The following is a 17,185-nucleotide window of genomic DNA, read 5'->3' as shown; positions in this document are numbered from 1 at the left end:
GGGCGGTCCTGGACCGATGACCGCTGCATCGCGGGGACCGCGAGCGACGGGCATCGATGTGCAGGGCGGACAGGGCTCGAACCTGCAACCTGCGGTTTTGGAGACCGCTGCTCTACCAATTGAGCCACCGCCCTATGGATGCCGTTGCGAGCATCCGAGGAGGAGTCGAACGTCTTCGGGAGCCTCAGCAACCGCCTCGGGCGCTGTGAATCCTGGCAGCGTTCGACTACCGCAGACGAGTGTACGTGGACCCGCTGGACGTGTCCAGCCGGGCGCGACCCGTCGCCTGGAGGCCCCCGCGCGCGCGCGATACGCTGGCCGTCGTGTCCTCCACCACGCGCATCTCCGCCCGCATCGCTGCCATCGCCGAGTCCGCGACCCTCAAGGTCGACGCGAAGGCGAAGGCCCTCCAGGCCCAGGGGCGGCCGGTGATCTCCTACGCCGCGGGCGAGCCCGACTTCACCACGCCGCAGCACATCGTCGAGGCCGCGTCGGCCGCGGTGCTCGACCCGAGGAACTACCGGTACACGCCGGCGGCCGGTCTGCCCGACCTCCGCGAGGCCATCGCCGAGAAGACCGCGCGCGACTCCGGCTGGGCCGTCGAGGCATCGCAGGTCGTCGTCACCAACGGCGGCAAGCAGGCCGTCTACCAGGCGTTCCAGACCCTGCTCGACGACGGCGACGAGGTGCTCGTGCCGACCCCCTACTGGACCACCTACCCCGAGGCGATCAAGCTGGCCGGCGGCGTCCAGGTCGACGTCTTCGCCGGCGCGGACCAGGGCTACCTCGTCACCGTCGAGCAGCTCGAGGCGGCGCGCACCGAGCGCACCAAGGTCCTCCTCTTCGTCTCCCCCTCGAACCCCACCGGCGCGGTCTACTCCGCCGAGCAGACCCGCGAGATCGGCGAGTGGGCCGAGGAGCACGGCCTCTGGGTGATCGCCGACGAGATCTACCAGAACCTGGTCTACGCGGCCGAGGGCCAGGACGACGCGAGCCCGCTCACCCGCGCCACCTCGATCGTCGAGGCCGTCCCCGCCCTTCGCGACCGCACGATCCTCGTCAACGGAGTCGCCAAGACCTACGCGATGACCGGCTGGCGCGTGGGCTGGATGGTCGGCCCCGCCGACGCGATCAAGGGCGCCTCGAACCTGCAGTCCCACCTCTCGAGCAACGTCTCCAACATCTCGCAGCGCGCCGCGATCGCCGCCCTCACCGGCCCGCAGGAGCCGGCCGAGGAGATGCGCCTCGCCTTCGACCGCCGCCGCCGCACCATCGTCGACGCGCTGAACGCCATCGACGGTGTCGACTGCCCGACGCCCGGTGGCGCGTTCTACGTGTACCCGGACGTCCGCGGACTGCTGAACCGCGAGTGGGACGGCGTCACGCCGACCACCTCGCTGGAGCTGGCCGACCTGATCCTCGAGAAGGCCGAGGTCGCGACGGTCCCCGGCGAGGCCTTCGGACCCAGCGGCTACCTCCGCCTCTCCTACGCGCTCGGCGACGACGCCTTGCTTGAAGGCGCGAAGCGCCTTCAAGCGCTGTTCGGTTCCACTAGCTGATCTCCTCCTTCGTCGTCGATCAGCCACGGTCAGGCTTCCTGAGACGGGTGCGTTCCGCAGAGCGTCCTGCGTCCGCGCACGACGATTCGCTGGCACGCGAATCGCCGGTTGCGCTCGACCCTGCTGCCCAGGAGCCTGAATCCGGGGTCGCGAGATGCCAGTTGGGGGCGTGACACGCCGGGTGGGGTGGGCGCAAGTGGCATCTCGTGGGGACGGATGACTGTGCTCGGGAGGTGGGACAGGGCACGCTGGGGGGATGACGCCTGACGACGCCGTTCGTGTCCGTGATCTGCGGAAGGACTACGGCGGTGCTCCCGCCCTCACCGGGGTGTCGTTCGAGATCGCGCGAGGCGAGACGTTCGCACTGCTCGGGCCCAACGGGGCGGGCAAGTCGACGACGATCGAGATCCTCGAGGGCTACCGCGACCGCTCGGGCGGCGAGGCGTCGGTGCTCGGCGTCGACCCGCGGCACGGCGACCTCGCCTGGAAGTCGCGGCTCGGGATCGTGCTGCAGTCCAGCGGCGAATCGGGAAACGCCACGGTCCGCGAGCAGATCGCCCACTTCGCGAGCCTCTACCCGAGCCCGCGCGACGTCGACGAGACGATCGAGGCGGTCGGCCTCACGGCGAAGGCGCGCTCGCGGATCGGCAAGCTCTCCGGCGGGCAGCGCCGCCGCGTCGACGTGGCGCTGGGCATCGTGGGCCGTCCGGAGCTGGTGTTCCTCGACGAGCCGACGACGGGCTTCGACCCGGAGGCGCGGCACGCGTTCTGGGACCTGGTCGCGCTGCTCAAGAGCGAGGGCACGACCATCCTGCTCACCACGCACTACCTCGACGAGGCCGCGCACCTCGCCGACCGGGCCGCGGTCATCGCGGGCGGCCGCCTCCTCGCGATCGGGCGGATGGACGAGATCGGCGGCGAGGAGGCCCGCGTGCCGATCGTCCAGTGGCAGGAGGACGGCGCGCGGCGTCGCCTCCGCACCACGGAGCCGGCCCGCGTGGTCGCCGAGCTGAGCGCTCGCCTCGGCGAGCCGACGGCCCTCGAGGTCCTCCGGCCCAGCCTCGAGGACATCTATCTGGACCTGATCCGCGACGACCGCGCCGGAGACACCGCCCTCGATGTGATCGGAGAGCCGGCATGAGCGCCGTCGCCGCCCCCCGCCCCGCGCTGCGCACCGGTGTCGCCCGCACCCTCCGGCTCGGCGCCGCCCGCGCCCGCTACGAGGTGCGCTCGTACTTCCGCGCGCCGGACCAGGTGTTCTTCACCTTCCTCTTCCCGGTCCTGCTGCTCGCGATCTTCTCGGTCGCGTTCGGGGACGGCGCGGTGATGCAGGCGAACCCGCAGGACCCGGGCATCAGCATGGCCGAGTACTACGTGCCGGGACTCGCGGCGGCGGGCATCCTGCTCTCCGGGGTGCAGAACCTCGGCGTCGACATCGCCATCGAGCGCGGCGACGGCACGCTCAAGCGACTCGCCGGAGCACCGCTGCCCGTCCTGAGCTACTTCCTCGGCAAGTTCGGCCAGGTGCTCGTGACGAGCGTCGCGCAGACGGCGCTGCTGCTCGCTGTCGCCGCGACCGTCTTCTCGGTGCCGCTGCCGGCCGACGGCGGCCGCTGGGCGACCTTCGCCTGGATCTATCTGGCCGGAGTGGCGACCTCGGCGATCCTGGGCATCGCGGTCTCCGCCCTCCCCCGCACCGGGAAGAGCGCGACGGCCGTCATCGTCCCGCCCCTGCTCGTGCTGCAGTTCGTCTCGGGGTCGTACCTCTCCTTCACGACCCTGCCGGACTGGCTGCAGACGATCGCGAGCGTCTTCCCGCTCAAGTGGATCGCGCAGGGCATGCGGGCGGTCTTCCTGCCGGCAAACTTCGAGCAGGCCGAGGTCAACGGCGACTGGGACCTGACCGGGGTCGCGATCGCCCTCGGCATCTGGCTGGTGCTGGGCCTGATCGCGAGCCGCCTCACCTTCCGCTGGATCCGCCGCGACGCCTGACGCCCACATGCTGGTCGAGTAGCCCCGCAGGGGCGTATCGAGACCCGGCGGTGCCAGCAGGGCGGGTCTGCAGACCATCGTCCTGACGCCGGTGGATCTCGATACGCCCACTTCGCGGGCTGCTCGATCAGCATGCAGGAGCCCGCTCCGCCGGCTACTCGATCAGCATGCAGGGGCCCGCTTCGCGGGCTGCTCGATCAGCATGCTCCCCGCGCCGCGCCGCGCGGTCCGTGGCGCGGGGAGTCAGACGGTGGTGCCGACCACCACGGGCTCGGGGTGCAGCAGGATGCCGAACTCGGCGAGCACGCGGCCCTGCACGTAGCGGGCGAGCTCGGCGATCTGCTCGGCGGTCGCTCCGCCGCGGTTCGTGAGCGCGAGGGTGTGCTTGCTCGACACCGCGGCGCGCGAGCCCGGGAGCGAGAAGCCGCGGGCGATCCCGGCGTGCTCGATGAGCCAGGCGGCGCTGAGCTTGACCAGCGCGTCGGGCGAGGTCGGGGCGGGCAGCCGGATCGGCGCCCCCGCCTCGACGTCGGCGAGGGCGGTCACCAGCGGGGCCTCGCTCGCCGGCGTCTCCGGCCAGCGCGGCGCGGTCGGCGGAAGTCCGCTCGCGGCCGCGACGGTGACGATCGGGTTGGTGAAGAAGGAGCCGGCGCTGGCGGTGTCCGGATCCTCCGGATCGAGCACCATCCCCTTCGCGCCGCGCAGCCGCAGCACGCTCGCGCGCACTTCCGCGAGCGGCACGCGGTCGCCCAGCTCGACGCCGAGCGCACTGGCCAGCTGGCCGTAGGCGACGGGAGCACCGAGACCCGCTCCGCCGACGTCCTCGAGGGCGAATTCGACGGCGAGGACGGCGCCGCGTCGACCCTGCTTGACGGCGGAGGTCCGGTAGCCCAACTCGAGCTCGGCGGCGGTCAGTCGCACGGGCTCCTGTGCGCCCTCGTCGAGGAAGTCGACCGCGACGAGGGTGTCGGAGAGCTCCTGGCCGTAGGCGCCGATGTTCTGCACCGGCGACGCGCCGACCGTTCCGGGGATGCCGCTGAGCGCCTCGAGTCCCGCCCAGCCGCGCTCGACGGTCGCGGCGACCAGGCCGTCCCACGACTCGCCCGCCTGCACGCGGAGGTGGACAGCGCCGGGCCGGTCCGTCTCGAGCCGCTCGATCCCGGTCGTGCGCACGCGCACCACGGTCCCCTCGACTCCGTCGTCGCCGACGAGGAGGTTGGAGCCGCCGCCGAGCAGCAGCCAGGGCTCGTCGTCGGCCCACACCTCGCGGAGGGCGGCGACCAGCTCGGCCTCGGTGGCCGGCTCGAGCAGGCGCTCGGGGACTCCCCCGACGCGCAGCGTGGTGAGGGTGGAGAGGGCGGGTGTCGTCATCGGTGCGGGATCAGGCCAGCGAGACGCGCGCCTGCGCCTTGCCGAGCACCGCCTGGCCGCCGTACGTCACGGCGAGGTCGATGCGCGCGATCCCGGCCTCGGCGTCGAGCGCCCCGATCTTCGCGACGACGTCGAGCTCGGCGCCCTCCTTCGGGTCGACGACGACGGGCCGCGTGAAGCGGACCTGGTAGTCGACCACGCGGCCGGGATCGCCGACCCAGTCGACGACGACCTGCACGGCGGTGCCCATCGTCAGCATGCCGTGGGCGAGCACGCCGGGCAGCCCGACCTCGGCCGCGACGTCGTCGCGGTAGTGGATCGGGTTGAAGTCGCCCGACGCACCCGCGTAGCGCACGAGCGAGCCGCGCTCGAGGTGGAAGCTCCGCTCGCCGACGACGTCGCCGACGGTGAGCTCGGACAGGACGGGGCGCTCGGCGCTCATTCGTCTCCCCTGACGACGAGGGTGGACAAGGCGGTCACGACGTGGGCACCGTCTGCGTCGACCATGGTCGACTGCGTGGTGATCATCGAGTGCGCGCCGAGCTGCTTGATGCTCGCGACCGAGAGGGTCGCGGTCAGCTCGTCGCCCGCGACGATGGGGCGCGAGTAGCTGAAGCGCTGGTCGCCGTGGACGACCCGGCTGAAGTCGATGCCGGCGTCCGGAGCGGCGAGCAGCTGGGCGAGTGTGAACTCCTGCACCACCACGGCGAAGGTCGGCGGGGCGACGACGTCGCGGTAGCCGGCGCTGCGCGCGGCCGCGGGGTCGAGGTGGAGAGGGGACTCGGCGGAGACGGCGCGCGCGAACTCGCGCACCTTCTCGCGGCCCACTTGGTAGGGCTCCGTCGGCGCGAACACGCGCTCGGTGAGGTCGGGGTTCACTGGCACCCGGCCATCTTAGGCGCTGGCCTCGGAAGCCTCCGGGGCCCCTGGCGCCCTCCGAGGTCCCTCCCCCTCGACGAGGGTCATGCACGTATGACCATCGACAATTACCCACGCGCGTATGGGTGACCGCGGACGATTCTTCTCCGAAGCTGGCGAGCATGTCCACACCTGACCCCGAACGCGACTGGATGACCTACGCCCGCGAGCTCGGCACGAACCTCCACCGCGCCCGGATGGCCAAGGGCGAGAGCCAGGAGCGCATCGCCCACGCCGCCGGACTGGCGGGCTACACCTACCAGAAGTTCGAGAAGGGCGAGTCGAAGCCGGGCTCGCCCGCGAACCCGCAGCTGAAGACGCTCTTCGCCCTCTGCGAGGCCCTCGACATCGAGCTCTCCGACCTGCTGCCGCCGAACCCGCCCCGCTCATCCGGCTCCGCCGGGACCGAGTAGCCGCAGCGTCGCCTCGACGCCGCGCGCCAGCCGCGCCGCCGCGCTGAGATCGAGGTCCACCGCGCCGAGCCCGTCGGATTCGAGGCGCAGCCGCTCCTCGCCCCGGCCGCCGGGCCGGCACAGCGAGACGTGCACGACGGCGGCGACGGGCTCGCCCGCCGCACCCTCCCCGCACCAGAGCACGAGCGGGAGCGACTGCGCCCGGGAGCGGTGCAGCCGCTCCTCGGGGCACTCGATCTCGTCGTGCTCCCCTGCGCACCAGCGGGGGCACTCGTCGTCGTCTCGCCTGTTCTGTCGTCCGTCCATGTTCCGCACCAATCGTTCGAGGCGCACAGCACACCAGGCGGCACCGACATCGCGGCGGGCCCGCCGACCGGATCCCCCGGGGATGTGGACAGGCACCCGGCACCTCCCCCCTGTGGAGGAATGCTGTCACTGTGCCATACCGGGATGGTGGCCCCGCGGGCCGCGTCAGCGGTGGACGATCAGCCAGGTCGCGACGGCCGTCGTGGCGCCGCGGTTGATCATCCGGTGGCCGCGCTCGCAGGGGAACGTGATCGCGTCCCCCGCTGCGAGGACGACCGTCTCGTCCTCGAACTCGACGGTGAGCTCGCCGAGCGTGACGGTCCCGATCTCGATCCCGTCGTGGCGCAGGAACCGGCGCTGCGCGGTCGAGGTCGCCCCCGGCGGATAGGTCGATTCGAAGAAGTCGACCGCGTCGACGGGCTGCGGCGCCAGCCGGCGGAAGAGCACACCGCCCTCGAGGAGGACGGGAGCGACCTCGCCCGCGCGGACGACGGCCGTCGTCAGCCCCGCGCCCTCTCCGCCGCTCGGCCCGCCCGGCTCACCGACCGCCGCGCCGCCGGCGGCGGTCTCGTCGAAGACGACGGAGAGCGGGACGCCGAGGGCGCCGACCATCGCGATGAGGCGCCCGACCGACGGCTGCATGGCCCCCCGCTCGATCTGCGAGACGGCGCTGGCCGAGATGCCGAGCTCGCGGGCGAGTGCGCGCAGCGACATCCCTGACGCGAGACGCAGCTCGCGCAGGCGCGCGCCGACGCCTTCGCGGACCGCCCCGGGGAGCGCGGCGGCGACGTCCGGAGCCGCGGAGACCGCGGAATCCCGGGCGGTCTCGTCGGTGGGCATGCGGGACGCCGTCCTCTCCTCGGTGATCGTCACACAGCTGTAACGGGGGCGAAACGAACGCGGCCCGGCGGAGCCCTAGGTTCTCCCGTGTGAAGTCATCACTTCACACGATCCGAACGCCCACCGCTCGCGCGGAGGCGGCCGATCGCCACGGCCGACCGCCTCGACCACCCTGACACATCCGCTCCGCGCGCCGACCCGCGCACCCGCCCGAGAGGTGGATCCACCATGACCGACCGCGCCACTGCACCCCGCATCGACCCGTCGACCGCGCCGCCTGCCGAGGGCGCCGGGCTCGCCGGCCCCTCGCTCGTCAAGCCGGGCTACGACGACCGCCTCGCCAACGAGGACCTCGCCCCGCTCGTCAAGCAACGCTGGTCGAGCTACAACATCTTCGCGTTCTGGATGTCGGACGTGCACAGCGTCGGCGGCTACGTCACCGCCGGCTCGCTCTTCGCACTCGGCCTCGCCGGCTGGCAGGTGCTGGTCGCCCTCGTGGTCGGCATCGTGATCGTGCAGATCTTCTGCAACCTCGTCGCGAAGCCCAGCCAGGTCACCGGCGTGCCCTACCCGGTGATCAACCGGGCGATCTTCGGCGTCCGCGGGGCGAACATCCCCGCGATCATCCGCGGGCTGATCGCCATCGCCTGGTACGGCGTGCAGACCTACCTCGCCGCGCAGTCGCTCAACATCGTGTTCCTCAAGTTCTTCCCGGCGATGGCCTCCTGGAACACCCCCGAGGCCTCCTTCCTCGGCCTCTCCGCCCTGGGCTACCTCTCCTACGCGATCCTCTGGGTCGCCCAGGCCGCTCTCTTCTGGCGGGGCATGGAGTCGATCCGCCGCTTCATCGACTGGGCCGGCCCCGCCGTCTACGTGGTGATGCTCGTGCTCGCGATCTACCTCGTCTCGCAGGCCGGCTGGGAGAACATCTCGCTGAACCTCGGCTCGGGCGAGCCCCTCGACCTCGGCGCCTCGATCCCCGTGATGATCTCGGCGGTCGCCCTGGTCGTCTCCTACTTCTCCGGCCCGATGCTGAACTTCGGTGACTTCTCCCGCTACGCCCGCAGCTACCGAGCGGTGAAGAAGGGCAACCTCCTCGGCCTGCCGATCAACTTCCTCTTCTTCTCCCTGCTCACCGTGATCACCGCCTCCGCGACGGTCCCCGTCTTCGGCGAGCTGATCACCGACCCGATCGAGACCGTCGAGCGGATCGACACCTGGTTCGCCGTCCTGCTCGGCGGGCTCACCTTCGTCATCGCGACGATCGGCATCAACATCGTCGCCAACTTCATCTCGCCCGCGTTCGACTTCTCCAACGTCAACCCGAAGAAGATCAGCTGGCGGATGGGCGGCATGATCGCCGCCGTCGGCTCGGTGCTGCTCACCCCGTGGAACTGGTACTCCAACGACACCGCGATCCACTACACGCTCGGCATCCTCGGCGCCCTGATCGGCCCGCTGTTCGGCGTCCTGATCGCCGGCTACTACCTGGTCAGCCGTCAGCGCGTCTGGGTCGACGACCTCTACACGATGAGCGAGAAGGGCCGCTACTGGTTCTCCCGCGGCTTCAACCCCAACGCCGTCTGGGCCACCGTGATCGGCGGCCTCCCCTCCGTCCTCTCCGTACTCGTCCCGCGCTGGATCGAGGAGGCGGGTGGCCCGTCCTTCACCTGGCTCGGCGACTACAGCTGGTTCCTCGGCTGCGGCCTCGGCTTCGTCGCGATGGCCGTCCTCGAGCGCCGCTCCCCGCGGATCGGCCGCCTCGAGGAGGACCTCGCGAACGTCAGCGACGGCAGCACGGTCTGACCCGAGCCCTCCCCCACCCGCCCCTGACCCGGCCTCGCCGTCCACTCCATCCTCCAGAAGTTGCGGTAGTCGCGCATGACTACCGCAACTTTCGAGGACTGGCCGGTGGTGTGGTGGCCGTTCCACCCCCGCAGCATCCCGAGGAGCGCCCGTGCGCATCACCGTCGTCAACCCGAACACCAGCGAGCGCATGACGGAGGCGATCGGCCGCGCCGCGCGGTCCGTCGCCTCGGTCGGCACCGAGATCGTCGCCGTCACCCCGCCGATGGGGCCGGCCTCCATCGAGAGCCACTACGACGAGGCGCTGGCCGTCCCGGGGCTGCTGCACGAGATCGTCCGCGGCGACGCGGCGGGCAGCGACGGCTACGTCGTCGCGTGCTTCGGCGACCCGGGGATCGACGCGGCCCGCGAGCTCGCCCGCGGACCGGTGATCGGCATCGCCGAGGCCGCGATGCACATGGCGTCCCTGGTCGGCCGGCGGTTCAGCGTCGTCACCACGCTCTCGCGCACGAGCGGACGGGCGTGGGACATCGCGCACCGCGCCGGGTTCGACCGGGCCTGCGCGGGAGTGCACGCCTGCGACATCCCGGTGCTCGAGCTCGACGACCCGCACTCCGACGCGCGCCGGGTGATCCTCGAGGAGTGCGCCGCCGCCCTCGCGACGGACGGCTCCGACGTGATCGTGCTCGGCTGCGCCGGGATGGCGGACCTCTGCCGCGACCTCTCCCGCGAGCTCGGGGTCCCGGTGATCGACGGGGTCGCCGCCGCGGTCCGGCTGGTCGAGGGCCTGGTCGCGATGGGAGTCACGACCTCGCGCCGCGACGAGTTCGCGGCACCGCGCCCGAAGGAGATGACGGGGCTGCTCGCCCCGTTCGCGCTGACCTGAGGCGAGCGCACGACGCGGGACGCACGAGAGGGCCCGGGAGCAGATGCTCCCGGGCCCTTCGTGTGCAGCGGCTAGGACTGCTGCGCGCTCCGGCGACGGCGCGTCACGACGAGCGACGCGAGACCGAGCGCCAGCAGCGCGGCCGCACCGGACGCGAGGCCCGCGGTCTCGACGCCGGTCTCGGCGAGCGCCGAGCCACCGCGGGTGCTGCCGCCCGTGGTGGAGACGGTGGTCGTCGTGCCCTCACCGGGCTGCGGGACGTGAGCGCGGTACTGCAGGTACTCGAGACCGCCCTCGAGGACGCCCAGGGTGCCGACGATCGTGACCATGGCGTCGACGTGGCCGGGGGTCACCGGGTAGCTGTAGGTGCCGCCGGCGTAGGAGGAGGAGTCGAGCACGATCTCGTCGAGCTTCACCACGACGAAGGGGTGGTCCTCGGTCGGGCGGTCGTAGTCGGCCGCCCAGATGACGAAGGTGATGCTGTCGAGGCAGTCGACGGTCTCGACCGACGGCAGGACGACGGTCATGACGCCGTTCGTCGTGCTCGCGGTGACGTCGCCGCTCTTGCTCTTCACGATGCGTCCGTCGTTCGGGGCGAGGCACGCGTGGTAGGCGGCCGCGTCGGCCTCGTACTGCTCGGCCGAGACGTCGGGGACGTCGAGGTGGATCTGCTCGCCGATGGTCTCGCGGGTGCTGCCCTGGACGTCGCCGTCGAATCCGTAGATCGCCACGAGGATGTCCTGATCGCCGGCGGGCAGGTCGCCGAGCCCGAGGGTGACGCCGCGGAAGTCGCGGCCCTCGATCGGGATCGTCGTCAGCAGCTCGAGCGAGTAGCCCAGGTCGGTCGGGCGCTCGTAATCGAGGTTCCAGACGCGCAGCTCCGCGCGCTCCCAGCAGGACGTGGTGCGGATCGGCGGGATCGTCACGCTGACCGCGGCGCCGGACAGGGTGGCCGACACGTCGCCCATGACCTCCTCCGCGACCGGCCCGCCGCCGGGGACGTCGCAGATCGGGTCGATGCCGGGGGCCGGCGTCGCGGTGGGGGTCGCAGTGGCCGACGGCTCCGGCGACGGAATCGGCGATGTCGTCGGGACGGCGGTGGGGGTCGCCGTCGGCGTCGCCGTGGGGGTCGGGGTCGCTGTCGGCTCCGTCGTCGCGGTCGGAGTCGCGGTCGGAACAGCCGTCGGCGTCGGGGTGGTCGGAGTCGCGGTCGGGACAGCGGTCGGAGTCGACGTCGCGACGACGGTCGCGGTCGGCTCCGGAGTGCTGGTCGACGCGGCGGCGGCCGGGGCGATCAGGCCGCCGGCGAGGCCGACGACGAGGGTGAGGCACGCGACACGCGAGCGCGAGCGGAGAGAGGTCCCCCGGAGAGACATGGATGTATTCCTTCTCGAGAATGTGGAAGCGGGATCGGCGCCGAAGCTGCCCCCGTGGCGCCTGGCTGATGTCTATCAGCGGCCTGAACATCCGCACATCCCCCGCGAGGTCGCGTTCTGCATCGATCGCGTAACGGCGCTTCCGGCAGGTCTGGACACACCTCTCGGGCGGCTCGACCGACCGACGACCGGACCCTCCCGCGGGCACGCCGAAGGCCTGGAAGCGACGACTCCCGGGCCCCGGCGGTGAAGCGCGCCGGCACCGACAGTGCGATGGTCCCGGGGCCGGTGGCGACCGAGATCTCGCCGTCGAAGGTCACGGTTCCGGGCGCGGCCGTCGGCTCCGGAGTGGGTTCCGGGGACGTCGTCGGGACGGCCGTGGGGGTCGCAGCCGGCGTCGGCGTTGCGGTGCCGGTCGGCTCGGGAGTCGCGGCCGAAGTCGCGGTCGGGACAGCCGTACCTCGCGCCGCGACGAGTTCGCAGCGCCGCGCCCGAAGGAGATGACGGGGCTGCTCGCCCCGTTCGCGCTGACCTGAGGCGAGCGCACGAGACGAGACGCACGAAGGGCCCGGGAGCAGTCGCTCCCGGGCCCTCTCGTGTGCAGCGGCTAGGACTGCTGCGCGCTCCGGCGACGGCGCGTCACGACGAGCGACACGAGGCCGAGCGCCAGCAGCGCGGCCGCACCGGAGGCGAGGCCCGCGGTCTCGACACCGGTCTCGGCGAGCGCCGAGCCACCCGAGGTCGTGGTCACGGCGCCGGACGCGACGGTCAGGTGGATCTGATCGCCGACGTACTCGCGTCCGGTCTCACCGCCGTCCACGAATCCGACGATGGTGACGCGGACGTCGTTGTGACCGGGAGTGGTCGCAAAGGTCCGCGTCGCGCCGGGGAAGTAGCCGCCGTCGAAGGGGATCGTGCCGAGGAGGACTGGCGTGAAGTCATCGAGCTCGTTCGGCCGCTCGTAGTCGAAGGAGAAGATGCGGATCTCGCCGCGCGGGACGCAGGCGATGGTGCCGATCTCGGGCACGGTCACGGTCACGGAGCGGACACCGGCGGTCGCGGTCACCGGGCCCGAGAGCGACTCGACGACGTAGTTGCGGTTCGCGCCGAGGCAGGCTTCGAGGTCGGTGGCGTAGAGCGTCGCGACCTGCGTGTAGGGCTCGAGGATCCACGTCGGGGACCCGTCCACCGACTGGATGACGGTGACGGTGACGGTGTACTCGCGGCTGGTGCGGACCGGGACGGTCAGGGTCCCGCCGGCGTAGCCCTCGTCTCCGACGACGACCTCGGCGCTGGCGATGTCCTCCGTGGTCTCGGTGAGGGTCGGCATGATCGCGAGGATGATCGTCGACCCATCGGTGCAGTCCGCCAGCTCGGAGGGCGGCACGGTCGCCGTCACGGTCCCCGGCTGGGTCAGGTCGACGGTGAGAGCCGCGGCGTCGAAGGGGAGAGCCGGCGGCACGAACGGGTCGCAGCCGGGCGCGGCGGGCTGCGGCTCGGCAGGCGTCGGCTCGGGAGTCGCGGTCGGGGTCGTCGTCGGCTCGGGGGTCGCGGACGGGGTCGTCGTGGGCACGACCGTGGGAGTCACGGTCGGCGTCGCCGACGGCATCGCGGTTCCGGTCGGCTGCGGAGTCGCGGTCGGGACAGCCGTCGGAGTGGGGGTAGCGGTGGGAGTCGACGTCGCGACGGCGGTCGCGGTCGGCTCCGGAGTGCTGGTCGACGCGGCGGCGGCCGGGGCGATCAGGCCGCCGGCGAGGCCGACGACGAGGGTGAGGCACGCGAGACGCGAGCGCGAGCGGAGAGAGGTCCCCCGGAGAGACATGGATGTATTCCTTCTCGAGAATGTGGAAGCGGGATCGGCGCCGAAGCTGCCCCCGTGGCGCCTGGCTGATGTCTATCAGCGGCCTGAACATCCGCACATCCCCCGCGAGGCCGCGCTTTGCATCGATCGCGTAACGGCGCTTCTGGGAGGATCGAGCCATGGCGATCCTCCGCGACCTGGCCCTCGGCGCACGGCTCTTCGGCAGGGGGTTCGGCACCTGGGTCCGCTCGCCCCGGGCGATGCTCCTCGGCGCGATCCCGCCCCTGATCGTCGGCCTCGTCTTCGTCGGCGTCCTGGTGCTCGTGGTCACCCGGATCGACGCCGTAGTGCGCGCGCTGACGCCGTTCGTGGACGGCTGGGACGACGCCTCGGCCGGCACCGTCCGCCTCCTGCTCTCGATCGCCGCGGTCGGGGCGATCGTCGCACTCGGCGTCGTCCTCTTCGCCGCGGTCACCCTGCTCGTCGGCGACCCCTTCTACGAGCGGATCTGGCGCGGCGTCGAGAACGAGCTCGGCGGTGTGCCCGACGAGCACGAGACGGGCTTCTGGCGCGGACTCGGCCGCACACTGCGCGACTCCTCGGTGCTGGTCGGCACCTCGCTGGCGATCGGCGTCGTGCTGGTGCTGCTCGGGATCATCCCGGTCGTCGGGCAGGTGGTCGGGCTGATCGCCGGCGCGCTCGTCGGCGGCCGGGCGCTCGCCCTCGAGCTGACCGGGTTCGCCGGCGATGCCCGCGGACTCGCACTGCGCGATCGCCGCCGGCTCCTCGGCGAGCGCCGCGCGGTGTCGCTCGGCTTCGGCATCGCGGTGTACCTGGCCTTCCTGATCCCGGGCGGCGCGGTGATCGCGACACCCGCGGCGACGGCCGGGGCGACCCTCCTGCTCCGCACTCTCCGCGGCGAGTCGACCGAGCGGATCGACCCGGCGCCCGACGCCGCGACCGCCTGATCGGGTGGCCGCCCGAGCGGCGCCTCCCCTAGACTTCCCCCGTGCTCACGTCGACCCTCCGCCCCTGGTGGCCCGCCTCCTAGGCAGGCCGACGCGCAGACTCCTCTCGCACACGACCGCCTCGACCGGGCGGTCGTTCTGCATGTCGGGGCCCGGGTGAGGGACACCCCGACCCAAGGACCACGATGACCTCGCTCCTCTCCCGCATCCTCGCCTCCGACGGATCGCTGCCGTTCGCGGTCGTCCTCCGGCAGGGCCGGACGGACGTCGACGTCTTCACCGGCGACGTCGTCGACGTCGAGGGCCTCGCCGACATCCCGCTCGACGGCGCCGACGTGCTGACCCTCGTGCCCTACCGCCAGGTGCGCGAGCGCGGCTTCGCGGCGAAGGACGACGGCGCCCCGCTGCGGAACCTCGTCGTCCGGGAGCGCGAGAGCGTGCCGCTCGCCGAGGTGCTGCGGCTGCTGCCCGAGCGCGAGATCCCGGTGGAGGAGCGCGGCTTCGACGTGCCCGACGAGGAGTACGCGGAGATCGTGCGCCGGGTGATCGACGACGAGATCGGCCGCGGCGAGGGCGCGAACTTCGTCATCAACCGCGCCTTCGTGGCTCACACCGACGCCCCCGCGGTCGAGGCGGTGCTGGCCTGGTTCCGGCGGCTGCTGACCGACGAATCGGGCGCCTACTGGACCTTCGCGATGCACACGCCCGGCGCCGACGGCTCGCCGGCCGTCACCGCGGTCGGCGCGACGCCCGAGCGCCACGTCTCCGTGCGCGACGGCGTAGCGATGATGAACCCGATCAGCGGCACCTTCCGCCACCCCGCGGCCGGCCCGACCGGCGCCGAGGTGCTGGCGTTCCTCGCCGACGTCAAGGAGAGCGAGGAGCTCTTCATGGTGGTCGACGAGGAGATGAAGATGATGAGCGCGGTCTGCCCGAACGGCGGCCGGATCCTCGGGCCGTTCCTCAAGCAGATGTCGCGCCTCAGCCACACGGAGTACCTGCTCGAGGGGCGCACCGACCTCGACGTCCGCGAGGTGCTGCGGCTCACAATGTTCGCGCCGACCGTCACCGGCTCGCCGATGGAGAACGCCTGCGCCGTGATCGCGGAGTACGAGAAGGAGCCGCGCGGCTACTACTCCGGTGTCCTCGCCCTGTTCGAGCCGGAGGAGCACGGCTACACGGTCGACGCGCCGATCCTGATCCGCACCGCGTACCTCCGCGAGGACGGCCGGCTCACCGTGCCGGCCGGTGCGACGCTCGTGCGGCACTCGACACCGGAGGGCGAGGTCGCCGAGACCCGCGCGAAGGCGTCCGGGGTGCTCTCCGCACTGGGGCTGCTCCCCCACCGCGACATGCCGCCGGCGATCGACCTCAACGCGCAGCCCGGCGTGCAGGAGGCGCTCGAGGCGCGCAACGAGCGGCTCGCGTCGTTCTGGCTGCGGCCACAGGCGCCGGAGCACATCGAGGGGCTCGCCGGGCACACCGCGCTCATCGTCGACAACGAGGACCAGTTCACGACGATGCTCGCGCACCAGCTGCGCCATCTCGGCATGGACGCCCGGGTCGAGCGCTGGTCGAGCGTCGAGGACGTGCTGAGCGACGACCTCGTGGTGTTCGGCCCCGGCCCCGGCGACCCGCGCGACGACTCCGAGCCGCGGATCGCGCGCCTGCGGGCCCTGATGACGGAGCGGCTCGCCTCGGAGCGGCCGATGCTCGCCGTCTGCCTCAGTCACCAGATGCTCTCGCTGCTCGCGGGGCTGCCGGTCGAGCCGCTGCCCGCGCCCCGGCAGGGCGTGCGGCTCGCGGTCGACGTGTTCGGTGAGGACGCGGCGATCGGCTTCTACAACACCTTCTCCTCGGTCGCCGGCGTGGACGTGTCGAGCACCCCGCTGCTCGACCTCGAGATCTCGCGCGACCCCGCCACCGGGATCGTGGACGCGCTGCGCGGGGAGGGGATCGCCTCCGTGCAGGGGCATCTCGAGTCGGTGCTGTCGTCCGACGGCCTGCGCACGCTCGAGCGACTGGTCCGCACCGCGACCTCGCAGCCGGCGCGCGCGTGAGCGACGTCCGGCTGATCGCGTCGCCGTCCTACTCCGCCGAGCTGCGGGAGGCGGTGGCCGCGAGCGTCCGGGCGGCGGCGGAGGCGGCGCGCGGCTGGTACGGCCGCGGCGACAAGCTCGCCGCCGACGCGGCCTCGGTCGCGGCGATGCGCGCGGTGCTGGCCGAGGCGCCGTTCGCCGGCGTGGTCGTGATAGGCGAGGGCGAGAAGGACGACGCGCCGATGCTCGCGAACGGCGAGCGGCTCGGCCGGGCGGACTCCCCCTCCTGCGACGTCGCGGTCGACCCGCTCGACGGCACGCGGCTGGCGGCGGAGGGGATCCCCGGCTCGGTCTGCGTCATCGCGCTCGCCCCGCGCGGCACGATGCTCGATCCGCGCGACGTCTTCTACATGGACAAGCTGGTCTGCTCCGGCGCGGGGGCAGGGGTCGTCGGGCTGGACCTCCCGCCCGTCGAGAACGCGCGGCGGCTGGCCGACGCCCTTCGCAAGCCGGTCTCCGAGCTGGTGGTCGCCGTGCTGGACAAGCCGCGGCACGCCGGACTGATCGCCGCCCTCCGGGAGGCCGGTGTCGCGCTGTCGCTGCGCGGCGAGGGCGACGTCTCGGTCGCGATCGAGGCGGCGGATCCCTCCGGCAGCGTCGACCTCGTGCTCGGCATCGGCGGCACCCCCGAGGGCGTCGTCGCCGCCTGCGCCGTCCGCGCCCTCGGCGGCGTGATGGAGGGCCGCCTCGCCCCGCAGACCGCCCTCGAGCGCGCGAACGCCCTGGCCGCCGGCCACGACCTGACCCGCCTGCTGACCCTCGACGACCTCGTCTCCTCCCCCGACGTCCTCTTCGCCGGCTGCGAGGTCTGACGCTTCTCCGCGAGATGCCACTTGTGCACGCCTTTCAC

General features: G+C 72.5%; 16 protein-coding genes and 1 tRNA gene. 9 read left to right on the top strand and 8 right to left on the bottom strand.

Annotated features, from left to right (window positions below):
- Positions 1 to 61: 61 nt before the first annotated feature.
- A tRNA-Trp gene (locus MT355_RS02070) sits at positions 62 to 134 on the bottom strand.
- Positions 135 to 314: 180 nt separating this feature from the next.
- Here MT355_RS02070 and MT355_RS02065 point away from each other — a divergent pair.
- The 3 genes from MT355_RS02065 to MT355_RS02055 all read left to right on the top strand — a co-directional run bounded on the left by MT355_RS02065 (position 315) and on the right by MT355_RS02055 (position 3,551).
- Positions 315 to 1,559, top strand: a complete 1,245-nt coding sequence (locus MT355_RS02065; RefSeq protein WP_374204634.1) for a pyridoxal phosphate-dependent aminotransferase — start codon at positions 315 to 317, stop codon at positions 1,557 to 1,559.
- A gap of 256 nt (positions 1,560 to 1,815) precedes the next feature.
- Complete coding sequence (locus MT355_RS02060) at positions 1,816 to 2,700, top strand: ABC transporter ATP-binding protein (protein WP_127887378.1); 885 nt, start codon at positions 1,816 to 1,818, stop codon at positions 2,698 to 2,700.
- Complete coding sequence (locus tag MT355_RS02055; protein ID WP_243598346.1) at positions 2,697 to 3,551, top strand: ABC transporter permease; 855 nt, start codon at positions 2,697 to 2,699, stop codon at positions 3,549 to 3,551. Before MT355_RS02060 ends, MT355_RS02055 begins: the two co-directional genes overlap by 4 nt.
- Positions 3,552 to 3,794: 243 nt before the next feature.
- Here MT355_RS02055 and MT355_RS02050 read toward each other — a convergent pair whose 3' ends face one another.
- The 3 genes from MT355_RS02050 to MT355_RS02040 are packed head-to-tail and all read right to left on the bottom strand — an operon-like array spanning position 3,795 to position 5,807.
- On the bottom strand, positions 3,795 to 4,922 hold the full coding sequence (locus MT355_RS02050) for a UDP-N-acetylmuramate dehydrogenase (RefSeq protein WP_132437570.1): 1,128 nt from the start codon (positions 4,920 to 4,922) through the stop codon (positions 3,795 to 3,797).
- A gap of 10 nt (positions 4,923 to 4,932) precedes the next feature.
- Positions 4,933 to 5,364 carry a MaoC family dehydratase gene (locus tag MT355_RS02045; RefSeq protein ID WP_243598345.1) on the bottom strand — a complete coding sequence of 144 codons (432 nt, stop codon included), beginning with the start codon at positions 5,362 to 5,364 and terminating at the stop codon, positions 4,933 to 4,935.
- Positions 5,361 to 5,807 (bottom strand): MaoC family dehydratase N-terminal domain-containing protein, encoded by a 447-nt coding sequence (locus tag MT355_RS02040; protein ID WP_243598344.1) that lies wholly within the window; start codon positions 5,805 to 5,807, stop codon positions 5,361 to 5,363. The genes MT355_RS02045 and MT355_RS02040 overlap by 4 nt, the downstream gene beginning before the upstream one ends.
- A 155-nt stretch (positions 5,808 to 5,962) precedes the next feature.
- Between MT355_RS02040 and MT355_RS02035 the strand changes: the two genes are divergently transcribed.
- On the top strand, positions 5,963 to 6,253 hold the full coding sequence (locus tag MT355_RS02035) for a helix-turn-helix domain-containing protein (protein WP_243598343.1): 291 nt from the start codon (positions 5,963 to 5,965) through the stop codon (positions 6,251 to 6,253).
- Here MT355_RS02035 and MT355_RS02030 read toward each other — a convergent pair.
- Together MT355_RS02030 and MT355_RS02025 are read right to left on the bottom strand one after the other, a co-directional pair.
- Positions 6,227 to 6,559 (bottom strand): hypothetical protein, encoded by a 333-nt coding sequence (locus MT355_RS02030; protein ID WP_123737396.1) that lies wholly within the window; start codon positions 6,557 to 6,559, stop codon positions 6,227 to 6,229. The two genes, MT355_RS02035 and MT355_RS02030, sit on opposite strands and share 27 nt — an antisense overlap.
- 165 nt (positions 6,560 to 6,724) lie before the next feature.
- Positions 6,725 to 7,399: a helix-turn-helix domain-containing protein gene (locus tag MT355_RS02025; protein WP_243598342.1), complete on the bottom strand. Its 675-nt coding sequence runs from the start codon at positions 7,397 to 7,399 to the stop codon at positions 6,725 to 6,727.
- Between the two features lie 228 nt (positions 7,400 to 7,627).
- On the opposite strand from MT355_RS02025, the gene MT355_RS02020 reads away from it, so the two are divergent.
- Together MT355_RS02020 and MT355_RS02015 are read left to right on the top strand one after the other, a co-directional pair.
- Positions 7,628 to 9,205, top strand: coding sequence for an NCS1 family nucleobase:cation symporter-1 (locus tag MT355_RS02020; RefSeq protein WP_243598341.1), 1,578 nt, complete (start codon positions 7,628 to 7,630; stop codon positions 9,203 to 9,205).
- A gap of 151 nt (positions 9,206 to 9,356) precedes the next feature.
- On the top strand, positions 9,357 to 10,091 hold the full coding sequence (locus MT355_RS02015; RefSeq protein ID WP_243598340.1) for an aspartate/glutamate racemase family protein: 735 nt from the start codon (positions 9,357 to 9,359) through the stop codon (positions 10,089 to 10,091).
- 71 nt (positions 10,092 to 10,162) lie between these two features.
- On the opposite strand, the gene MT355_RS02010 is transcribed toward MT355_RS02015, so the two are convergent.
- Together MT355_RS02010 and MT355_RS02005 are read right to left on the bottom strand one after the other, a co-directional pair.
- Positions 10,163 to 11,467 (bottom strand): LPXTG cell wall anchor domain-containing protein, encoded by a 1,305-nt coding sequence (locus tag MT355_RS02010; protein ID WP_243598339.1) that lies wholly within the window; start codon positions 11,465 to 11,467, stop codon positions 10,163 to 10,165.
- Between the two features lie 607 nt (positions 11,468 to 12,074).
- Entirely contained in the window at positions 12,075 to 13,289 is a 1,215-nt protein-coding gene (locus tag MT355_RS02005; RefSeq protein WP_243598338.1) for a hypothetical protein, read from the bottom strand.
- 158 nt (positions 13,290 to 13,447) lie between these two features.
- Between MT355_RS02005 and MT355_RS02000 the strand changes: the two genes are divergently transcribed.
- The 3 genes from MT355_RS02000 (at position 13,448) to MT355_RS01990 (ending at position 17,147) form a co-directional block, all read left to right on the top strand.
- Positions 13,448 to 14,236 carry an EI24 domain-containing protein gene (locus MT355_RS02000; RefSeq protein WP_243598337.1) on the top strand — a complete coding sequence of 263 codons (789 nt, stop codon included), beginning with the start codon at positions 13,448 to 13,450 and terminating at the stop codon, positions 14,234 to 14,236.
- A gap of 185 nt (positions 14,237 to 14,421) precedes the next feature.
- Positions 14,422 to 16,296, top strand: a complete 1,875-nt coding sequence (locus MT355_RS01995) for an anthranilate synthase family protein (RefSeq protein ID WP_243598336.1) — start codon at positions 14,422 to 14,424, stop codon at positions 16,294 to 16,296.
- Entirely contained in the window at positions 16,293 to 17,147 is an 855-nt protein-coding gene (locus MT355_RS01990) for a fructose-bisphosphatase class II family protein (protein WP_243598335.1), read from the top strand. The genes MT355_RS01995 and MT355_RS01990 overlap by 4 nt, the downstream gene beginning before the upstream one ends.
- Positions 17,148 to 17,185 lie beyond the last annotated feature (38 nt).

The organism is Rathayibacter sp. VKM Ac-2929 (assembly GCF_022815495.1).
In the GTDB taxonomy this organism is placed as follows: Bacteria; Actinomycetota; Actinomycetes; order Actinomycetales; family Microbacteriaceae; genus Rathayibacter; species Rathayibacter festucae.
Note: the sequence above shows the minus strand (reverse complement) of the source record. Positions and strands in the feature narration are given on the sequence as shown.